At 58.7% G+C, this 21,472-nt stretch carries 15 protein-coding genes; 11 read left to right on the plus strand and 4 right to left on the minus strand.

Features of this window, described 5'->3' with window-relative positions; all coding sequences use genetic code 11:
• The first annotated feature begins 11 nt into the window (after nucleotides 1–11).
• The 4 genes from F4Y00_01005 (at nucleotide 12) to hpt (ending at nucleotide 4,135) form a co-directional block, all read left to right on the plus strand.
• Nucleotides 12–218 (plus strand): hypothetical protein, encoded by a 207-nt coding sequence (locus tag F4Y00_01005; protein MYE03544.1) that lies wholly within the window; start codon nucleotides 12–14, stop codon nucleotides 216–218.
• Nucleotides 219–308: 90 nt separating this feature from the next.
• Nucleotides 309–2,099: a DNA mismatch repair endonuclease MutL gene (gene mutL, locus F4Y00_01010; protein MYE03545.1), complete on the plus strand. Its 1,791-nt coding sequence runs from the start codon at nucleotides 309–311 to the stop codon at nucleotides 2,097–2,099.
• Nucleotides 2,026–3,501 carry a tRNA lysidine(34) synthetase TilS gene (gene tilS, locus F4Y00_01015; GenBank protein ID MYE03546.1) on the plus strand — a complete coding sequence of 492 codons (1,476 nt, stop codon included), beginning with the start codon at nucleotides 2,026–2,028 and terminating at the stop codon, nucleotides 3,499–3,501. Before mutL ends, tilS begins: the two co-directional genes overlap by 74 nt.
• 55 nt (nucleotides 3,502–3,556) lie before the next feature.
• Nucleotides 3,557–4,135, plus strand: coding sequence for a hypoxanthine phosphoribosyltransferase (gene hpt, locus F4Y00_01020; protein MYE03547.1), 579 nt, complete (start codon nucleotides 3,557–3,559; stop codon nucleotides 4,133–4,135).
• A gap of 36 nt (nucleotides 4,136–4,171) precedes the next feature.
• Here hpt and F4Y00_01025 read toward each other — a convergent pair whose 3' ends face one another.
• Nucleotides 4,172–5,614 (minus strand): hypothetical protein, encoded by a 1,443-nt coding sequence (locus F4Y00_01025; protein ID MYE03548.1) that lies wholly within the window; start codon nucleotides 5,612–5,614, stop codon nucleotides 4,172–4,174.
• 107 nt (nucleotides 5,615–5,721) lie between these two features.
• Between F4Y00_01025 and F4Y00_01030 the strand changes: the two genes are divergently transcribed.
• Nucleotides 5,722–7,014, plus strand: coding sequence for an HD domain-containing protein (locus tag F4Y00_01030; GenBank protein MYE03549.1), 1,293 nt, complete (start codon nucleotides 5,722–5,724; stop codon nucleotides 7,012–7,014).
• A gap of 12 nt (nucleotides 7,015–7,026) precedes the next feature.
• On the opposite strand, the gene F4Y00_01035 is transcribed toward F4Y00_01030, so the two are convergent.
• Nucleotides 7,027–7,632, minus strand: coding sequence for a phosphatidate cytidylyltransferase (locus tag F4Y00_01035; GenBank protein ID MYE03550.1), 606 nt, complete (start codon nucleotides 7,630–7,632; stop codon nucleotides 7,027–7,029).
• A 403-nt stretch (nucleotides 7,633–8,035) separates the two neighbouring features.
• Between F4Y00_01035 and hemE the strand changes: the two genes are divergently transcribed.
• From hemE to F4Y00_01065, 6 genes are all read left to right on the plus strand, one after another.
• Nucleotides 8,036–9,100, plus strand: a complete 1,065-nt coding sequence (gene hemE, locus F4Y00_01040; GenBank protein MYE03551.1) for a uroporphyrinogen decarboxylase — start codon at nucleotides 8,036–8,038, stop codon at nucleotides 9,098–9,100.
• Entirely contained in the window at nucleotides 9,097–9,870 is a 774-nt protein-coding gene (locus F4Y00_01045; GenBank protein ID MYE03552.1) for an RluA family pseudouridine synthase, read from the plus strand. The genes hemE and F4Y00_01045 overlap by 4 nt, the downstream gene beginning before the upstream one ends.
• 35 nt (nucleotides 9,871–9,905) lie before the next feature.
• Nucleotides 9,906–10,862 (plus strand): oxygen-dependent coproporphyrinogen oxidase, encoded by a 957-nt coding sequence (gene hemF, locus F4Y00_01050; GenBank protein MYE03553.1) that lies wholly within the window; start codon nucleotides 9,906–9,908, stop codon nucleotides 10,860–10,862.
• 103 nt (nucleotides 10,863–10,965) lie between these two features.
• Complete coding sequence (gene hemH / locus F4Y00_01055) at nucleotides 10,966–12,276, plus strand: ferrochelatase (protein MYE03554.1); 1,311 nt, start codon at nucleotides 10,966–10,968, stop codon at nucleotides 12,274–12,276.
• Between the two features lie 69 nt (nucleotides 12,277–12,345).
• Nucleotides 12,346–13,635 carry a glutamate-1-semialdehyde-2,1-aminomutase gene (gene hemL, locus F4Y00_01060; protein ID MYE03555.1) on the plus strand — a complete coding sequence of 430 codons (1,290 nt, stop codon included), beginning with the start codon at nucleotides 12,346–12,348 and terminating at the stop codon, nucleotides 13,633–13,635.
• A gap of 57 nt (nucleotides 13,636–13,692) precedes the next feature.
• Nucleotides 13,693–15,615, plus strand: a complete 1,923-nt coding sequence (locus F4Y00_01065) for a glucosamine-6-phosphate deaminase (GenBank protein MYE03556.1) — start codon at nucleotides 13,693–13,695, stop codon at nucleotides 15,613–15,615.
• Between the two features lie 13 nt (nucleotides 15,616–15,628).
• Here F4Y00_01065 and F4Y00_01070 read toward each other — a convergent pair whose 3' ends face one another.
• Both F4Y00_01070 and aroB read right to left on the minus strand, forming a co-directional pair.
• Nucleotides 15,629–20,299 carry a hypothetical protein gene (locus F4Y00_01070; GenBank protein ID MYE03557.1) on the minus strand — a complete coding sequence of 1,557 codons (4,671 nt, stop codon included), beginning with the start codon at nucleotides 20,297–20,299 and terminating at the stop codon, nucleotides 15,629–15,631.
• A 96-nt stretch (nucleotides 20,300–20,395) separates the two neighbouring features.
• A complete protein-coding gene (gene aroB / locus F4Y00_01075) occupies nucleotides 20,396–21,466 on the minus strand; it encodes a 3-dehydroquinate synthase (protein ID MYE03558.1) in 1,071 nt (356 codons plus the stop codon).
• Nucleotides 21,467–21,472: the final 6 nt, after the last annotated feature.

The following is a 21,472-nucleotide window of genomic DNA, read 5'->3' on the forward strand; positions in this document are numbered from 1 at the left end:
AGGAGCGTGTCATGGGTATTTTTTTGCCGGGTTCTCGTGCAAAGCATCGCAGGTTCTCCTACGAGCCGCGATTCTACGATCCCAAAAAGGATCAGGACTTGCGCCATCGCATGCGCATCAAGAGCCTTTCGCGCCGTAAACGGAGAAACCCGGCAGGAATCATTCTGTTTGTGATTTTGCTGGCGATGGCCCTGTTTATCTATTTCCAGCTTGGTTGACCCTGTTCCGACCACGCGTTTTTTACATGTTGTCTCTGTTGTCGTATGGCGCATGACGTAGCCATGGATATCGAGGGAAGCATCCGGGTGATGCCGGAGACGCTTTCCAACAAAATCGCTGCCGGAGAAGTGGTGCAACGCCCCGCTTCGGCCGTGAAGGAATTGCTGGAGAACGCGGTGGATGCCGGCGCCGGGTCCATTACGCTGATCCTGAAGAGGGCGGGTAGTGAATTGATTCAGATTGTGGATGACGGGTGCGGTATGAGCCGGCACGATGCGGCCGCGTGTTTTCAGCGGCACGCCACGAGCAAAGTCTTTGCGGCCGAAGATCTGGATTGTATTCGCACCCTCGGTTTTCGGGGGGAAGCCCTTGCGTCTATCGCGGCGGTGGCACAGGTCGAGTTACGCACGAAACGGGCCGTTGACGACGCCGGGCTCTGCATCCGCAACGAGGGAGGACGTATTGTTTCTTCGGAGCCGTGCGCAATGAGCGACGGCACGTCGCTGGCTGTGCGGAATCTGTTTTACAACGTGCCTGCCCGAAGGAATTTTCTGAAAACGCCGGCCACGGAGCTCCGTCATATCATAGAGACGTTCCAGGCGCTTGCGCTGTCCCGCCCCGACATCGCCTTCACGCTCATTCACGACGATGTGGAAATGCATCAGCTTCCTGCCGAGTCCGGGGAGCCTGCCGAGGCGCTCCGCGCCCGCATCGGAGCATTGTTCGGCGACCAGTATCCCGGTATGCTCGTCCCTGTGGGGGAGCAGACGAGTTACCTGACCGTGCACGGGTTTGTCGGCATGCCCGAATTGCACAAGAAGCATCGCAACGAGCAGTTCCTGTTTGTCAACGGGCGCATTGTGAAGAGCCGTTCGCTGGGACATGCGATTCAATCGGCCTACGAGGGGCTCGTGCCTCAAGGCGCCTGGCCGTTTTTCTGTGTTTTCCTGTCGGTGGACCCGTCCCGCGTCGATGTCAATGTACATCCGGCAAAGGCCGAAGTACGATTCGACGACGACCGGGGCGTCTACGGATTTCTCCATGGGGTGGTGCAGAAAGGGCTTGGCGGGATGTTATTGACGCCGCTCGTGGATGCGTCGTCCACCGATACAGCCGAACCCTGGGTGCTGAAATCGCCTGCGAAGGAATTTACCGTTCCCGGAACAACCCGTCCGGCGGGCGCTTCCGGATTTTCTTCCGGGGCGTTCCCGGCAGGGCTTTACCAAAAGAATGAACGGGATGCAGGCCGGCAATCCGAGGAACTGTATCGCGGCGCGGCGTCCCTGCCGATTCCGGCTGCGGCGCCCGGGGACGAGGATATGCTCCTCTGGCAGCTTCACGGCTGCTACATTCTCACGCAGATCCAGTCGGGGCTGATGATCATCGATCAGCATGCTGCGCACGAGCGTATTCTGTACGAGCGGGCGCTTGGCCATCTCCTGCAGGGGCAGGGGCTGTCCCAGCAACTGCTGTTTGCCCGCACTGTAGAGTTTTCTCCTGCGGATTTTGAGCTGCTCAAGGAATTATTGCCGGATCTGAGCACTCTCGGCTTTGACATCGAATTGCTCAGCGGGCGGACTGCTGTGGTGCGGGGCGTGCCGTCGGAAATACATTCCGGCGACAAGGAGGTTTTGCTGGAAGATATTCTGGCGCAATACCGGCGTGACAACGAGCAGGCCGGGGCGGAGCAAGGCGAGCGGCTTGCAAGGAGTCTGGCGCGGCGTGGCGCCATCCGGTCCGGCGTTACCCTCGCACCTGCGGAAATGCGCTCCGTGATCGACCAGCTCTTTGCATGCGACAAACCCTATGTATGTCCGAGGGGACGCGCCACCGTGGTTCGGATCCCCATTGAGGAGTTGCAGAAGCGCTTCGGTCACTGACGGCGCTTGCGGCATGGATTCCTTCGAGCGACGTATCGACGCTTTTCTTCGCCGGCATGCCCTGCTGGAAGCCGGCGAACCGGTGGTGGTCGGTCTGAGCGGCGGGGTGGATTCGATGGTGCTCACTTCGGTGCTGGCGGGGCTGGGCATGTCTGTGCGAGCGGTGCATGTCAACTACCGGCTGCGCGGGGACGCATCGGATGAGGACGAGGCGTTCGTGCGGAACTGGTGCGCGGAGCAGGGTATCGATCTGATCGTGCGCTCATTCGATGGGGAATGGCCGTCCGGGGCCTCGGTGCAGCAGGCCGCGCGAGATTTTCGCTATGTCGTTTTCGAGGAGGCGGCCATGGAGATTTCCTGGGGAAAGGTGGCTGTGGGCCATCATCGCGACGATCAGGCGGAGACCGTACTGCTGAACCTGTTTCGGGGATCGGGACCCGAAGGGTTGGCGGGAATGCCGACCCGGCGGGAGATTGCTCCCGGATCGTCCGTACAGGTAGTACGCCCCTTGCTGGCTGAGCGGCGGCGGGACATTGCGGCGTATGCCCGTGCAAAAGGTCTTACGTGGCGGGAGGATGCATCGAATACCGCTCCCAAATACCGGCGCGGCGCTCTGCGGGAGCACATTTTTCCCCTGATCGAACAGCATTTCGGGGAAGCGGTCGTGGAGAACATTGCCCGGTCGGGCGCGCTCGTCCGGGAATATGTGGACGAAGTGCTGCGCGATGAACTGGAAGCCTGTTTCGATGCGGCATTGACAGGGGAAGGCGTGGTGGACGAGGCTGCGATCCTTGCCTTGCCGCCGGTGTTGCGTCGCCGCGTATTTATCGAGGCCCTGCGGCGCTGGGCCCCGGGATTCGAGGCGGATGCCCGCGCCGCGGCCCGCATCGAACACCTTCTGGACAGGCAGCCGGGCCGGCGGCTCGTATTCGGAAATATCGTGGTATGGCGGGAGCGGGACCGGATCGTTTTTGCGCCCTCCGGTTCCTCTGTCGAAGCCGCCTCTGCATGCCGTCTCGATGAGGAGGGCGCCATCGAAATTCCCGGAGGATATCTGCACGTCGAGCGGCTCGGAGCGCCTCCCGGCAATGTGGCCGCCGGTGCGCCCGACGAGGTGTATCTTGATGCGCGGACGGCCCGGTTCCCCTTGCTGGTGCGCCCGTGGGAAGCGGGTGACCGGTTTGTACCGCTCGGCATGCGCCGGGGCAAGAAAATCAGTGATTTTTTGACGGACGAGCATGTGCCGCCGCACCGGAAACGCGCCGTCCATGTGGTCGAGTCGGAAGGACGGATTGTATGGGTGCTTCCGCTGCGGATTTCGGAGGAAGCGCGTGTGAGAGAGGATTCTTCGGAGGTGGTCCGGTTACGGTTTACAAGGAACCGGAAAAGTTCGAATTTGTGAACCTGGATCGTTTCTGCAAGCGCTCTGCAAGAACTCTGAAAAAACACAGCCGGCCATGTCCGATACGTCTAATCTTTCCAGATTTTCAGACACTTCCGTGTTGTGCCGGGGCGAGCGCTTCGAGGTGTACATCGACCGCGATGAGATCCGACGCCGCGTGGCTGAAATAGGAGAGGAGATTTCCTTGCACTACGCGGGCAAGAATCCGGTGCTTATCGGCGTGTTGCATGGCGCCTGCATGTTTCTCGCCGATTTGCTGCGTGTGCTTACTATAGATTGCGAGGTGGATTTTCGGAGGTTGTCTTCGTACGAGGAAGGGAAAACCTCCAGCGGTCAGATCATTGAACGGGAAGGCGTGGCCCGTATCGATTTGAGCGGGCGCCATGTCATTGTGGTGGAAGACATTGTGGATACAGGACTTACTATGGCCTATCTCATGGAACGCATCAGGGAGCAGGAGCCGGCTTCACTCCGTATCGCTACGCTTCTGCACAAGCCGGAAGCGGTCCGTGTGCACGTTCCTCTCGATTATGTAGGGTTCCGGGCGCCTGATCGTTTTCTTATCGGCTACGGGATGGATTACGAACAAACCGGGCGCCACCTGCCGGAGATATATATTCAGGTGGCGGGGTAGGGGGTTAGGTAATGCACCTATCCCGCACACGCTTCATCATTCCCATTTCCCCAGCACCTGCGCCAGCCCCATGATGCATGCGCCTTCCCGCTTCGCTTCGTCCAGCGTTGAGAGAAAGTGCCTCTCCCATCCCGGAAAATCGATTTCGTCCCCCAGCACCGGATGCCACAGCCCCACGAACGCGCCCCCGTACCGGCGGCATGTCTCCATCAGGCCGGATGTCGTCCGGATAGCCTCTTCAGGATCAAGCCCGCGATGTCCGAACAGCGTGGAATCCATTGCGGTGAGCGGCATTTCCCACACATCCAGCGGACGGTCTTCCTCGAGATCGTATAATTGAAACGGCAGACACGTGCCGCGCCGGAACCCTTCGTGTTCGGCAAACCCCAGTGTGCTGTCTATGCGGAAACCGTGCGCTGCCTGCAGCCGGGGCGTGGTCACTGGATCGAACCGGAGATAATGCTGCCGAACCGATATGGGAGGAGGCGTGCCCACCTGTTCCAACACCTTTGCCAGTTGTTTCTTCTCGAGTCCGAAACGATCCGGCTCGTCAATAGCACGGTACGCAGGGTGCAGACCAATCTCGAAATCTTCTTGCGAAATCCGGGCCATCCAGTTTCTCAGGAAAGGCGAACCGAGGCGATATTCTGTGTCACGCGGGTGACCGGCGCCCGCTTTTACGAAGAACGTAGCGGTTCCGCCACGCGAAACAACCTCGCGAGGAATTTCCCGGATCGAACGCCGGAATGGATCTCCCTTGAGCATTTGACGGCCTACGCGCCCGAGACGCCCGCACCGTTCCCGGAAGGATTCTCCTCGGTGGTTCTGCACGAAATAGGCTATTCCTTCGCGGTACAGAATACCGGGTCGCCATTTCCTTCCGTAATCCACGTCGTGGGTGGGGCAAAACGCCCAACCGGAGCCTGCCCATCTGCGAGGCGAGACCGGTACGCCTCCGGCCCGTAGCCGTTCGGCCAACCATACGCGATAGGCATCCACTACAGGAAAGCAGGCCGTGTCGAACCGGGCCGGCAGCGAATCCGCAAATGGAACGCGCCCGTGCTCATCCCGTCTTTCCGTCGCCTGCTCCTGCCAACCACTCAGCCACAGGAACGTGGAAGCAACGATATCCGGACGTCCTTTTTCGTCGGCAAAGCAAACCGGGACGGACTCCCCCTCAATCTCGCATGCGGTGGCATCCTTCGCGTCGAAGGGAGACGTTCCCGCAAGAAAAACGGCGGCGCCCGGCGCATGGGTACACGGAATTATGCGCGGATCCGGCGGCGTAGTCCCATGCCGTCCGTAATACAACACCGGAGCATCGGGTGGCGCCATGTCGGCGAGGGCATCAGGCGAGATCCAGCGCGGCTCCAATCCGAGCGGCGTCAGCAGCATCCGCAGGGCGTATTTTGCCCGCACCGCAAAGTCGGGCGCCACGTCGACGCAACAGGCGATATGGGTCCCTCGTGAAACGATCACGTCCGTTCGCAGGAATGACAATGTAACAAGGTTGTAACTTGTCCCGAAGTTTGGAGCAGGCAGATCGTCCGGGCGTTCTTATCGAAACGCATCATGTCACGTAATTCATGGTAAGTCGATTCAAAATATTCTGCGATCCGGTGCACGGGTTCATCTCCGTTCCGAAGAACATCCTCATGGACTTGATCGGAACGCCGGAAATGCAGCGCCTGCGACGCATCCGCCAACTGGGTATAGGGCATCTCGTGTTCCCTGGCGCAGAACATACGCGCTTCGGTCATGCACTGGGCGCCATGGCCCTGATGCAGGACGCCCTTTCGAATCTTGCCGACAAGGGAACGCCCATATCGCCCGAAGAATCCATTGCCGCACAAGCGGCGGCGATGCTGCACGACATCGGACACGGCCCGTTCTCCCATGTACTGGAACATACCTTTATTGACGGTTATCGTCATGAAAACATGAGCCGGGAGCTCATGGTTTCGCTCAATGAACGCTTCGAGGGCGCCTTGGACCTGGCGCTGAAGATATTCGACGGTACGTACGAACGTCCTTTTTTTCACCAACTCGTTTCCAGCCAACTGGATATGGACCGCCTCGATTTCCTGCGGCGCGATTCCTTTTATACAGGCGTCGTAGAGGGAGATGTGGGTGTAGATCGCATCATCAAAACCATGCGGGTGCATCCGCAGGAGGGAGGTCCGGATTCCCGTATCGTCATCGAGGCCAAGGGCATCTACGCCATCGAAAACTATATCATCTCCCGGCGGCTGATGTACTGGCAGGTCTACCTGCACAAAACCGTCGTCGCGGGGGACCGGCTCCTGCGCACCGCTTTCGGGCGGATGCGCGAACATCTTGCGCGGGATTCGAAAAGCCTGGACGGATTTTGCTCACCTTCTCTGCTCTTTTTCCTGACGAATAATCTGACACTCGACGATATACGGCGGAAAGATGTCCGGGAGCATTTTTGCCGGATCGACGATGTGGATGTCATGCATTGCATGAAAGCATGTATGCGCCACCCGGACCGCATCCTGGCAGACCTCTGCCGCCGGTTTATCGAACGGGATTTCTTTCGCGTTACTTTTCTGTCCGATCTCCCTACTCAGGAGCAGGTAGAAGCATGGACAGACCGCATCGCAACATGGCTCGTAAGCAAGGGATTGAGCGATGCCGATTGCGCCTCAGAAAACACCCAATGTTATCTGATCCAGGACGACACGCGCCACCTTGCCTACGAACATGTGCGGGATTCGGTCCATGTGCTCGACAGGACAGGGGCCGTCCGGGAGCTTTCCCAAACGGTCGAGGCGACGACGGTGGCTTCGCTTGGGGAAGTGGTGGTGAAGCCGTTCGTATGTTACCCGAAGGAAGTGGAACTGGAGATGGGAGGGTAGCGCATCGGTTCCTCACCCCACCACCCACAACACCGCCGTCATCACAAAAGGCACCCGGATATTATCGTTCACGGGGAGCTTCGGGGCCTCGACGATAGCGCCCGCCAGCGCGGTCAGCGCGGCAGTTCCCACCGGGATATGTCCGAACGGCAACAGAACGGCCCATGCTATGACTACGAAGGCGATTGATCCTTCCAGCGTGCGGTGCGTTCCCGGCCATGGCGTGCGTCCGAACCGTATCCCCGTGATGGCGGCGGCAGCGTCCGCAACCATGAAAGAAGCAAATCCCGGAACGACCACATCGACCGGGAAGAGGAGGAGAAGCAAGGTGGCGGAGACGACCACCCATGTCGCGCCGTTAATGATCACATTACCGCCTATGGCCGGTACTTCGGCGGGGCGCATCATATAGCCGAAGAAACGGGCAATGAAGCGCGCGAAGCCTTCCGACCTCGTGCGCAACACATCGGCGCCTATGGCGACAAGCGACAGGGGCAGCAGTACAAAAAGGGCAAGCGGCTTATCGAGGATATAAATACCCGCCGGGATGGCCAGCGCCAGCAGATGAAGGCTTTTGCGCAGCAGTTCGTTACGGGACAGGCGACGCAGGGGGGGCATTGAGAACTACGGACACAAGTGGGGGTGTTTGCTACGCCGGCACGGGCACGTCAGCGAACGGAGCCGATTTGAAAATGTTCGAAAATATTATAGGATACTCTGACCAAAACCGCTTCGATCAGCGCTTCACGTTCGTGCGTAAAGGATACCATAATTGCATCGTTGAAATCAGCGTAAAACCCTGCGGATTCGGGGCAGTGCGGACGTGAAGCGCCCTTCGGGAGGCTGAGAGGGATGCGCTGGCTGTGTCATTCCTCATTATGTGGAGCCTGCCACACTGCTTCGTCATTCCTTGCCAGCGCATCCCTCTCAGCCTCTGAACTTCGCGGACTTAATCAGAGTATCCTATACCGGCACCCGTTGTGTGCGGAACATCCGGGTTCCGGATTCTTTCTTTCGGACCATGTGCGATTTTCCCCTTCTGCAAAACGATCTCCTTCTGCGCGCCGCCCGCGGGGAAGACACGCCCCGCACCCCCGTGTGGATGATGCGTCAGGCCGGGCGCTATCTCCCCGAATACCGCGCATTGCGGGCCGAAAAGCCGTTTTTCGAAGTGTGCCGCACCCCTGCCCTGGCCGCTGAGATCACCTTGCAGCCGCTCGAACGGTTCGATCTGGACGCGGCAATCATTTTCTCCGACATTCTTGTAGTGCCCCAGGCCATGGGTATGGAGGTTCGTATGGAGAAGGGGGTGGGGCCCGTGTTTCCCGAACCATTGCGCCAACCGGACGATCTGGATCGCCTGCTGGCGCCCGACGTATCGACCGAACTGGACTATGTGTTCGATGCGTTGACTGCGGTGCGGCGGGCCCTTGACGGCCGTGTGCCGCTTATCGGTTTCTGCGGCGCTCCCTGGACACTCATGGCCTACATGGTCGAGGGCGCAGGAAGCAAGCAATTTGCCCATGCCCGTTCCTGGCTATACAGGTATTCTCTGGCAGCACATGAACTCTTGCGTTCCCTTACGGATGTGCTCGCGGACTATCTGATCCGGCAGGTTGAGGCAGGAGCGCAAGTCGTGCAGGTGTTCGATTCGTGGGCGGGTCTTCTCGGTCCCGGGGAATTTGCAACATTTTCGCTCCCCTATTTGCGCGATCTGGCGCATCGTTTCAAACAGGCGCATCCCGAAGTACCGTGTATCGTATTTGCCCGCGGGGCGCATCATGCCCTGAAGATTCTGGCCGATACGGAGTACGATGTGATCGGGCTGGACTGGACGATGGACCCTGTGGCGGCCCGTAAAGAGACAGGTCGCAAGTCATTGCAGGGCAATCTCGATCCTGCTGTCCTTTTTGCGAAGCCCAGTACGATTCGCGCCGAAGTGCGCCGCATGCTGGAGGCATTCGGCCCCCAACGCCATATCGCCAATCTGGGCCATGGCATGCATCCCAACCACGACCCGGCGCATGCCCACATTTTCGTGGACGCCGTACACGAATTTTCCGAAACGCTGCGTGCCCCGGAATGAACGCATCCGATGCGAATATATCCGGCCTGAACCCGGTCGACCCAAAGCGGCCTGATCTCCACATCCTGTACATGGACAACCATCTCCTGGTGGTGAACAAGCCGCCCGGCATGCTTGTGCAGCAGGACGAAACGAACGATCCTGATCTGCTCCGCCTCGGAAAGCGGTATCTCAAGGAAACCTTTGCGAAGAAAGGTCAGGCGTTTCTTGGTCTTGTACATCGTCTCGATCGTCCTGCCTCGGGCGTCGTCGTATTGGCCCGTACCTCGAAAGCGGCGGCTCGTCTTTCGGATCAGTTCCGGCAACGGACCCCTGAAAAGGAGTATCTTGCGCTGGTGGAAGGAGTATGCAGGGGAAGCGGTACGCTCCGGCACACCCTTGCAGCCAGTGTGCGGGGTGGCGTGCGCATTGTACCCGCAGGAGATGCTTCAGGAAAAGAAGCCCGGCTGCAGTGGCGCTCGCTCGGCGTGCAGGATGATCTGAGCCTCCTTTCGGTGCGGCTGGAAACGGGCCGGAAACACCAGATTCGCGTGCAATTTTCGGCGGAGGGGCATCCGATCCTGGGGGATTTCAGGTATGGCGCCTTGCGGGAACTGGACGGACGTAATCTTGCGTTGCATGCTTTCAGGCTCACGGTGGCGCATCCGGTTACCCGCGAGCGCATGACGTTCTGCACGCCTCCTCCTCCGGCCTGGGGAACCTTGTTCGCCCGGGAAATCGCACAGGCGCTTGCGTCATCCGATGCCTCGGCGCATCCGGCAGGACCCTGAAGAAAGACCCCGGGCTATCTTTTTCTTTCATGTCGATGTCATCCATCCATAACCGGGAAACCGTCGGCGGACGTATGCAGGCCTTCGTACAGGAGCTTCAGCGTACGATCCGCGGCGCGATCGAGGAGATGGACGGGCAAGCCGTTTTCCAGGAAGATGTGTGGGTACGGCCCGGAGGCGGGGGCGGTTTGTCGGCTGTACTTTCGGAGGGCGCTGTGTTCGAAAAAGCAGGCGTCAATACGTCCGTCGTGTATGGGGAACTCTCCGAACAGGTGCTTGCAGACCTTTTGGGGAATATATCGGGGGCGGATGCGCACTCTTTTTTTGCTACGGGTATTTCTCTGGTGTTCCATCCGAAAAATCCCCATGTTCCGTCGGTCCACGCCAATTTCCGGTACTTCGCATTGGGCGATGACCTTGCCCGTCCGGTGAATCAGTGGTTCGGGGGGGGCGCCGACCTGACGCCGTACTATCCTGTCCTGAAGGATGTACAGCATTTCCACCGGACCTGGAAGGATGTGTGCGACGCGCACGATGTGGCCGATTATGAGGCGTTCAGGAAACGGTGCGACACGTATTTCTATTTGCCGCACAGGGGGGAAGCGCGCGGTGTCGGCGGTATTTTCTTCGACGGCTTGCGGGAAGCGCCGGAGGAAACGTTTGCGTTTGTGCAGCAGGCCGGGACGGCCTTTCTCCATGCATACGCCCCCATTGTGGCGCGTCGCCTGCACGAATCCTGGGGCGAGCGGGAACGGGCGTTTCAGACGCTTCGGCGGGCGCGGTATGTCGAATTCAATCTGCTCTATGATCGCGGTACGAAATTCGGCATAGATACGGGCGGGCGGACGGAAAGCATTCTGATGAGCTTGCCGCCAGTGGCCCGGTGGGAATACGACTGGACACCCGATCCCGGTACGCCCGAAGCTCGCTTGCAGTGGTTTTTACAGCCCAGGGACTGGCTTTCCCTGTCGTCCGCCGGCGATGCACCGTAAAGTGCGCCTGTCGGAGTTAGTGGAAACTTCAACGTCCGGGCGAAACCGCAGGGGTGTTTTTTCCGAATAATTGGTGCCCCTGTGTTCACGCCGTACTTTTTCCATGACGCCTCGAGAATTCCTGAAAGGATATTCCTACGACCGCCGCCTTGTGACCGGTGCGTTCTTTTCTTCCGATCCGCTCAGGGTCGAGCGGGGCGATACGGTGGGCGTCGTACTTTTTAACCTGGGGGGGCCGGAAAAAGGGGAGGACATTGCGCCGTTTTTGTACAATCTCTTCATGGATCCCGCCATTATCGACATTCCTGTCGGCGGGCGGCTGCGGCACTGGCTGTGCCGGCTTATCTCCAAACGGCGTTCGAAGGTGGTGGGCAAGGATTACGCTGCGATCGGCGGCGGATCACCCATCAATCGTCTGACCCGCGAGCAGGCGCACGCGCTTGAAGAACGTCTCATGCGGGATTATGGCCGGGCGGAAGGCGTCGTGTTCAGGACCTACCCGGCTATGCGTTACTGGCATCCTCTTAGCGAAGAAGCCGCTTCCAGGATGCAACGCGACGGGGTTACCAAGGCAGTGTTGCTGCCGCTGTACCCCCAGTATTCCAAGACCACCACAGGCGCCTCGCTTGTGTACTGGCATGCGCTTAGGGAAGCGGGGGAGATTCCGGACTGGGATACCACCTCGGTATTCGAATATGCGGCGCACCCGAGGTATATACAGGCTGTTTCCGAACGTATAGACGAGGCGTTGCAGCGTTTCCCCCGACCCGCACGCACGGGTACGCATTTACTTTTTAGTGCGCACGGTACGCCGTTGCGGGAAATGAAAGAACGGCGGGACCCCTATTGTTGTCTGATTCACTCGACGGTGGATCGGGTCATGGCCCACCGTGAATATGACCGCCCGTACCATGTTTCCTTCCAGAGCAAAGTGGGGCCCATGGAATGGCTGACGCCGAGCACGATCGATAAGGTCCAGGAGCTCGGTGCGGAAGGCGTCGCTTCGCTTGTTGTGGTCCCCATTGCCTTCGTGACCGATCATATAGAAACGGCCTTCGAACTGGATGTGGATTTGCGCGAACGGGCCGAAAATGCAGGCATTCACCAGTTCGAGGTCATGTCGGGCTTGAACTGCCATCCGCTTTTTGTGGAGGCCCTTGCAGAAGCCGTGGTTTCGCAAATCACTTTCCCGGAAGCTTCGAAGAAGTCATCTTCTGCCGATGCTCCCGACTTGCTTTCCGGGGTTGGCGATGTTTCGCGCAAGGTCCATGCACTATGTCCTGTCCAGTCATATTCCCGCCCATCGGAGCGGCGTACGCGATGCAGGAAATGCGAATTGATTGCCGAGGCCCGCAGATGGGTTGCGCCCGCATCTGCTTCGCCAACCTCTTTGATTACGGAAACGCCCACGTAAGCAAGGGCGTTGCCTGTCCACTGCATCCTCTGAGTTTTGCGGAATAGAGTGTCCTGATAGCAGGTTCCGATGTTCAAGACCAGCGCGGCGTTATACGAAAGGGCCCGGAGCGTTATTCCGGGCGGCGTAAATTCTCCGGTGCGGGCTTTTGGGGCCGTGGGCGGGACCCCTGTCTTTTTGCGAAGCGCCTCCGGAGCCTGGGTCGAAGATGAGGACGGACGCCGTTATATCGATTATGTGGGGTCATGGGGCCCGATGCTCTTTGGGCACGCGGAGCCCGAGATCGTGCGGGCTGTGGCGGAAGCAGCGAAATCTTCCACATCCTTCGGCGCCCCCACTCGCCTCGAGGCTGAGATGGCCGAGATCGTTTCGGAGATCGTGCCTTCGATAGAAATGGTCCGCATGGTGAATTCCGGTACCGAGGCGACCATGAGCGCAGTGCGTCTTGCGCGCGGTTTTACCGGACGCGACAAGATCATCAAGTTCGAGGGAAATTATCATGGCCATGCCGATTTCTTTCTTGCGGCGGCAGGCAGCGGCGCGACCACATTCGGGCATCCCGATTCGCCCGGGGTACCGCTTCCGGCGATCCGGAATACGCTGCTGGCACGGTACAATGACCTCCAAAGCGTAGTGCGGCTTGCCGAAGCGCACGGGGACGACATTGCCTGTGTGATCGTGGAGCCTGTGGCAGGGAACATGGGCTGCGTGCCGCCCGATCCGGGTTTTCTCGAAGGGCTTCGGGATATATGTACGGACCGGGGCATCCTGCTTGTTTTCGATGAGGTGATGACCGGGTTCCGTGTGGCCCGGGGAGGCGCCCAGGAGCGCTATGGCGTGATTCCCGATTTGACCACGCTCGGGAAAGTGCTGGGCGGTGGTTTGCCCGCGGGTGCGTACGGCGGACGGCGCGACATTATGGAGCATCTTGCTCCGTCCGGCCCCGTATATCAGGCGGGTACGCTTTCCGGGAATCCCCTTGCTATGGCGGCGGGCCGGACGGCGTTGATGCGTATCCTGAATGATTCGACCCTTTATGACCGGCTTGAAGCATCGGGTCGTACTCTGGAAGAAGGGACCCGCAAGAATCTCCGCGACCTGGATCTTGATTATTGCTGCACCCGGGTAGGGTCCATGGGATCCCTTTTCTTTACCAGCCGTCGCGTGACGGATTACGAAGGGGCCCGATCCTGCGATACAAAGCAATATGCGCGTTATTTTCACGCGATGCTGAGACGGGGGGTTTATCTTGCCCCTTCGCAGTTCGAGGCATTTTTCGTGTCGGCTGCGCACGGCGACGATGAAATCGAGCAAACGCTTGCGCTGCAGCGCGAAGCGCTTGCAGAAATTCATGCATAGGATACTCTGATTAAGTCCGCGAAGCTCAGAGTATCCTACTAATCATCCGGCGAGACTATGCAACAGGAAATCGGTGCTTCCCGCAAGGCGCTTTCCGGTTCGGGTAGGTATCCCGAGCGGGTCCCTGTCGAAATTTTTGACGATCCTGTATCGCTGGCGCGTAAGGCTGCCGGGCGCATTGCCGCGCTGATCAGGGAACACCAGGCTGCGGGCACAAAATTTGTGCTTGGCCTTCCCAGCGGTTCCACCCCCATTGGGGTATATCAGGAACTGATCCGGATGCACCGGGAGGAGGGACTGGATTTTTCCGGCGTGGTTACGTTCAGCCTCGACGAATACTATCCCATTGCGCCGGACAGTCTGCAGAGTTATCACCGGTTTATGTGGGAAAACTTTTTTGACCATGTGAACATTCCCGAGGACCACATTCATGCGCTGGATGGGGCGCTCCCCGAGGACGAGGTGGCTGCATTTTGCCAACGGTACGAACAGGCTGTGGAAGAAGCAGGCGGATTTGATTTGCTTCTTCTCGGGATCGGTCGCAGCGGGCACATCGGATTTAACGAACCGGGTTCCGGCCCGGAGACCGTTACCCGCCTTATCGTTATCGACGAAATTACCCGGAAGGATGCCGCCTCCGATTTCTTCGGAGAGGAGAACGTTCCACGGCAAGGCATTACCATAGGCGTTCGCTCGTTATTGGCGGCCCGGGAAATCATTCTGCTTGCGACGGGGGAGCACAAGGGGCCCATTGTCCGGCGTGCCGTGGAGGAGGAGCCGAACCTGCAGGTTACCGCCAGCTATTTGCAGGAGCATCCGAACGCCGTCTTCTATCTGGACCGGGCTGCCGCCGGTGCGCTTGTTCGAGAGAAAACTCCCTGGTTGGCCGGTTCCGTGCATTGGGATCAGGCCATGGCAAAGCGGGCGGTTATCTGGTTAAGCGAGAAACTGGGGAAAGCTATTCTTACGCTTGACGAGTCGGATTTTTACCGGCATAATCTGCACAATCTGGTCTATGCGTACGACAATATCGACAATCTGTGTCGCACGGTGTTCGAGGATCTCCGCAAACGCATTACGTATCCGGACGACCTTATATCGAATCAGTCCGTAATCGTGTTCAGCCCGCATCCGGACGACGACGTGATTTCAATGGGAGGTATGCTCGACAAGCTTGTGATCAAGGGCAACGATGTGGTGGTGGCGTACATGACCAATGGTTCCGTGGCCGTTTTTGATGCGGATGTCCGGCGTCACCTGCAATTTCTCGAATTCAGCCGGGAGACGTTGGGGCTCGATGACGGGGTCTGCCCGGATTTCGAAAACCGGTGCGAAGAAATACTCCGATTTCTTGAAGGCAAAGCCCCGGGTGAGGTGGATACGGAGGAAGTACGCGCCATCAAGGCGAACATTCGCTATGCCGAAGCCATTGAGGCCATAGAGGTGATGGGGCTCGGCAAAGACAATGCACGATTCCTCGATATGCCCTTTTACAAGACGGGCCGGGTGCGAAAGGATCCGATCGGACCGGCAGACGAGCAGATCGTACTGGACCTGCTTGAGGAAGTCCGGCCGGATCATGTGTTTGTGGCAGGAGATCTGTCGGATCCGCACGGGACCCATCGCATGTGCTACGAGGCGATCGGCGGGGCATGCAGGGCGTATGCAGCCCGGCATGAAACCGACGCCGGTTTTCGCAGACCGGTTATCTGGTTATACCGTGGTGCCTGGCAGGAGTGGGATATTCACCAGGCCGACGTTTTTCTACCTCTCTCCAAGGCCGATCTGGATCGCAAGGTCGAAGCCATTTACAAGCACGAGAGCCAGAAAGACCGTGCCATGTTTCCGGGGGCATACGATGAACGTGAATTCTGGCAGCGTGCCCGGGACCGGAATACGAGTACGGCCCGCGCATTGAACAAGCTTGGCCTGCCTGAATTTTATGCCGCTGAGGCGTATGTGACCACGTCCGGTCTATAGAATACTGCGGGCGTCATTCGCTGTCGGGGGTTTCGGCCGCGATGTCTTCAGACGGTTCGTTGTCGTCTTCCGTGGGTTCCCTCAGTCCGAAAAGGCGGCTGAACAGGCGTTTCCAGGTAGAAAACCCCGTTTTGTACGAAAGACCTGCCCCGGTCGTATTGGTGCTGTTCACCGATTCCGTACTGAGTAGAATGCCGTCCTCCCGGCGGTGGAACACATCCATGGATACGTGCGGCCCCAGACGCACCTCCACGACAAATTCGTCGAGTCCGCTTTGCCGTTGTCTGGTTTCGTCGTTGTGATAGATGCCATGTCCCCGGATAATGAGGCGGTCGTCGAGCAACTGCAGGGCCACGGCATAGGCAACGCCGAGGTCCTGGGCATTTTCTCCATGCACGTTGACGTTGAGTTCTACGCCCGGCAATGCATTGTTGATATACCGGTTGAGTTGGCCGGTGACCAGTTGAGACAGGCTATTGAATGCCAGGCTGCCTCTGCCTCCTTGCGTCAGAGGCTGTTGCTCGGCAAGCAGGAACGAATTCGTAAGCAGCACGCTGGTGGCGTACTGGGCAGCTCGTTCGGGCTGGTTGAGCAGGGTTTCCAGCCCTTCATAGTTGCCGATGTAGCTGCGTTTCTCCCGGTCTACGGAGAGTCTCAGATCGACGATGGGTGTTGCGACACGCCCACTCACGCCCAACTCGATGACGAGGGGAATGAGTTGGCGCTGTTGTGTGCTGAGGCCCAGGCCTTCCAGAGAAGCTCGGGTCCGATACGAGGCCGCGATGTTCATCTCGGCATTGAGCGGATCGCCGTCCCAGTCTATCGTGCCGCTGTCGATGAGAAATCTTCGGGAGAATACCTCGGCGGCCGTAAACAGATAATCCCCGGAAGTAACGGTGAAGGCTCCGAATGTGTAGAATTCGCCTTCGTCTCGTCCGAGCTGAACCCGTCCGCTTCCTCGGGCATTGATGACGTCGCCAAGAAGCGGATCGATCACAAGGTGGACCGTAGTGCCTTCCGGACTCAGAATGTTGATGTCCATGTCGAGGCCGTCCACGAATGGCCGTTCGCCCGCAGGGCGTTCCGTCAGGAGGTTACGCCGCCGGGTGATCCGGACGGAATCGGATGGCGTATATCCCATGGAGTCCGCAAATACGATGAAACCGGTGTCCGTATTTTCACTTGTTTCAGCGACCGGGATGTATATCTCGCTGCCCGCAGTGGTTCTCAATTCACTCGATTCCAGGAGCGCATTGGAAATCGGTCCTCTGAGCAGTACGTCGCCGGAAGCCCAGACGCGTCCATAGAAGGGCAATTCTCTCGAATTGCGCACATTCATCACATTCAGCCTGTCAAGCGCCCCCTCAAGCCTGAAAGAGAAAAAGCGATAGTCGTTGAACAGGATGGATCCCCCCACGACAGCTGTTCCGTTTCGGGTATCGGAGAGGCGCAGGTTCGCGAGATGAATACCCTGTCTGTCCACGACAAGAGGGCCGGTTGCCTCGTAGGCAAGTTGGAATTCGGGAACATGAAATCGCACGCCGCGCAAGGCGAGATCGGCATTGAAGGCCGGTTTTGAAAAATCTCCGCCGATGTGTCCGCTTCCGTCGACATATCCTGTTACGTCGGCAATGGCCTCGCTGAACAGGAGTTCAAAAAAGAAGGCATCCGCTCGTTCGATACGTATGTTCAGGTCCAGGGCCCCGGGATCCCGTGTTTCGGAGACGCTCTGCGGCCCGGGGAGTCGGAACGTGCCGTTCAGGGTCAGGTCGTTCCGATAAGGCAGCAGGTCCGTATCGCCGGATATTGAAGGAGTCAGACGGGCTTGCAGGGCGACGTCCGGGGAACCGGGAATATAGCGGCTATCGAGCGCAAGATGCCCCAACGGGCGGTTTTTGAAGGTCAGGGAGTCCACGAAAACATGCCCGGTGAGTTCGGGCCGACGGCCCCACCCCGTAAAAGCGATTTTTCCTCCAAGTTGTCCATCGACTGCATTGCGCAGGCCCATCAGTTCGCCCGCATGCCGCATGCGAATATCTTCTGCACGGATGAATAGCGTGTCCTGTGGCGAAGCGGAAAGCGCACCGGTGATATGCAGGTATTCCTGTGGGCCCGCAGCGAACCGGTCCTGCCGGGTAATCCGGATATCGGGAATATGAATAGCGTCCTTGTAGAAATCGATGATCCGGTTATCGGTTGCTGTCCAGATCTGATTTCTGGCGGCTATCTGAAGCTCTTCGATAAACAGTCGGTTGCGGTCGTTCAGGATATCCATGCGGGCGCGTAGCCGCAACGGCGTCGCCGCCCCGGGGGCGTTTGCCTGTGCCGTAAAGTCAAGGGTCCTGTTTCGGAAACCGCTCTTCAGGGAGGCCTGTTCGAGGCGCCTTCCCCTGACATTCATGTCCGAGATTGTTGCCGACAGGGCGGATCGCAATGTGCGTGCGATGGCGTCTGCATCGTCGCTTGCGGCTGACAGATTTGCTGCAACCTTGTAGGCCCGTACCTCGCCGGTATGCAGCGAGTCAGCTTCGACATCCATGTCGAGATCAAACGAGTCGGGGGACAACCGGAGGCGGCCTTCCGCCCGGAGGTCGGTATGTACCGAAGGCAGGGCCGGAAACAGGGCGGCAAGGATGTCCGAACGCAGCAAGTGCAACTTTACATCGATTTGTCTTGCTTCCAGGCCGGTTACTGTACGGCTGCCGGCCTGTCGTCCAGCACCTGCGGGTTCTATTTTTGGCGCTGCCGTACGGTACGGTTTCGATGTCTCATACGCTGCCGATCGGGCGATGGCCTCGCCCCAATGTCGCACGAGTCGTATGACCGGCTCCAGTGCTACATCCCCCGTTATTTTCAATGCCGCCATGTCTCCATCCAGCACAACCTGAGGTTCCCCGGAGTCTCCCGTATTGTTCTGACGGATCGACAGCGAGGAGCGGTGGGCCGGGATAGTGCGTTGAGTCGTTCCCATCGACATGACGGATGGATCGAACGCCACCTCCATATCCCCTTCGAAACTCGTCCACGATACGCCGCTTCCTTCCACCGTGAATCGGGTATTGAGTGACGAAGAAAGGGAGTCGTTGCGGAGGATATTTGCAATATCGAATCGGGTCGTGGCGCCTTCCATGCGGTAATGGAAAGGGGCCGAATCCAGGTCGGCCCGGAAAGAAGCATCCAGCGATCCGCTGCGCTCTGCCGCATGAAGGGTTCCCTCGAAGGCATGCCGCGTGCCGGATACCACTGCACGGAGCGTATCAAATCGCCCGTAGGCGGTATTCGAGCGGGTCAACTCCAGTTCTGCTTCCCCGGCCAGTTCGGGGAGAGAGGGGCCATCCCCATGTAATGTGATGCGCCCCGTGAGATCGCTTGCCAGATTCGGTTTCCTGAATACGCGACCGGGGTCTACATCGGTGAGGTCCAGCGCGCCGTCTACAGAGAACGTGCGCTCGTTGCGCGTAATCCGGGCGTCTCCCTCGATGGTGCCGGCATCGCTTTCGACCGCAAATTCGTGCACTCCTTGCCACCGGGGCGCAGTTTCTCCTCTGCGAAAATGCGCCGTCCCTTTTGCATAGCCCGTGAAGGCGATGCGGCCAAGGTGTTCAAAGGACGGGATGGCAATAGTGTGCCGGAGTGGACGTATATCCTGCCAGTGCATTTGCCCTTCCCGTACCGCCAGTTCGTAATCCAGCGAGTCCGGTAAGCCGAAGACGGTTCCTTCGATTGCCAGTGCAGAGGAGTTTTTTTCGAGAGAGAGGCGCTCAATCATCAGCGCCTCGACAGGACCCCGCACTCTTGCGGCAGCCGTAACGGTTTCCATGGAGGGCAGAGCCGGGAATACCCTGCTCCATTCTCCGGAGTGGATGGTACTGCGGTCGAGGTGAATATCCAGGACAGGGGAAGAAACATGGCCGGAAAGCGTATCGGGTGTCGATATCGAACCGTTCAAATACAGGTTGCTCTCCGTCGTGCGAAGGTTGACTTCGCGCAGCGCGATATTGTTTTCCTGTGCGGTCAGTTGCCCGTGCAGCAGGGCGATTTCCATATCCGGATCAATAAGCCGGGCCTTGAAATCGAGCGCCTCAACGTTTTTTGTTTCCGGTGTTATGTCGATCGCCAGCCGGGCGTCGATATTTTCCATCGAGGCATTACCCCAGTCGAACAAAACCTCCGAAGAGGAAGGAAATGCCGATCGGGTCCGGATGCTTCCCTCTACGATGTGTACGAGGCTGGACCGCAAAGACCAGGGGTTCGTGTCCGACCGGGACGTATCAGTAACAGACCGGAAAACCTCTGTAATATTCCAGGCGCCCGATTCATCCCTTTGCAGGGTGATACGCGGGCGAACGAGCGTGACATGCCCCGTCGAGATGGTGCGGCCGACCAGGGAGCGCCATGTAGGGTGCAGGACCACTGAATCGATGCGGGCGATCGGGTTTCCGGCGGCATCCCGTACGACGACTTGTTGGGCGGTGAGTCGTCCGGGCACGCTGCCCGACAAACTGCCGATCTCCAGGTTTCCCTCCAGCGAGCGGTTGATCAGGCGCTCTGCTCCAATGCGCAGTGTTTCTCTACCTTGTTCGGTGCGCGCCAGAGCAAAGAATGCCAGCACTCCAAACAGCACTGCGCCCAAGGCGAACTGCAGGAGACTGCCGGAGAAGCGTATGACTCGGCGGGAGGACAAGGTGCAGGGAAGGTTTGCCAGGAATAAGTACGCAGGCGTACCGAAATAGTGCCTGCGTACGAAGCGCGTTGTACGCCTGTACAAATATTCCCTGGTTCAGCCGATGGCTTCCTGAACGAACGCCCAGGCCTTCTCCACCAGGGTGGAAGGTATATCTCCGGTTACGAAGGCATGGCCGATTCGGTCAAGCAGCACCAGCCGCACGTTGCCCCTGCGCACCTTTTTGTCAAGCTTCATGGTGTCCATGAGATCCGCTATCGAAAGAGAAGCGAGTCCGGGAGGTACCGGAATACGCCGGACGATACGATCGGCTCGCTCGGCGTCGAAGCCTGGTGTGGTGTGTTCGGAAACGTACAAGGCTGCCCGCATACCCGCAGCTACGGCTTCCCCGTGCGTGTATACTCCGTATCCGGCTACTTTTTCGATGGCGTGCGCGAACGTATGACCGAAATTCAGAATGGTTCGCAGCCCGGTTTCGAATTCGTCTTCATCCACGATGCGCACTTTCACGCCCGCGGCGTGAGGAACGATGCGTTCCACGACCGGCTCGTTGCGACCAAACAACGCATCTATCTGCGTTTCCAACGCTGTAAAGAGTGTGTCGTCGGCAATAAGGCCGTGCTTGATCACTTCCGCAAGGCCGCTGGTCCACTCACGCGTTGGGAGGGATTTCAGTAAAGCCGGATCCGTCAGGATCCCGGCAGGGCGGTAGAATGCGCCGATCAGGTTCTTTCCGGTTTCATGATTGATGCCGGTTTTGCCTCCAATAGAGCTGTCCACTTGTGCGATCAGTGTGGTGGGGACCTGAAAGAACGGAATGCCGCGCAGGAGGGTGGCCGCTGCAAAACCGGCGAGGTCGCCTATGACACCCCCTCCGAGGGCTACAAGGGGCGTACTTCGCTCGATGCCCCATGCCAGCGCTCGGTCGCAGATTTCTGCGAGTCGATGCTGCGACTTGCTTTCTTCGCCAGGCGGCAGTACGATGAGGAGCGGTTCGAATTCGTTCCGTGCAAGGTGGTTACATACGGCATCGCCATAGAGCGCCGCCACATGTTCGTCCGTCACTACGAGACACCGGTCAGCCTCCACGCCGCCAGTGCGTATGACTGCAGGCAACGTGTCCAGGGGAGCGAAAGAGATGGGTATGGGCATGGTCGTCGTATGCATGGGACG

This window comes from Bacteroidetes bacterium SB0662_bin_6, assembly GCA_009839485.1.
Lineage (GTDB): Bacteria > Bacteroidota > Rhodothermia > Rhodothermales > VXPQ01 > VXPQ01.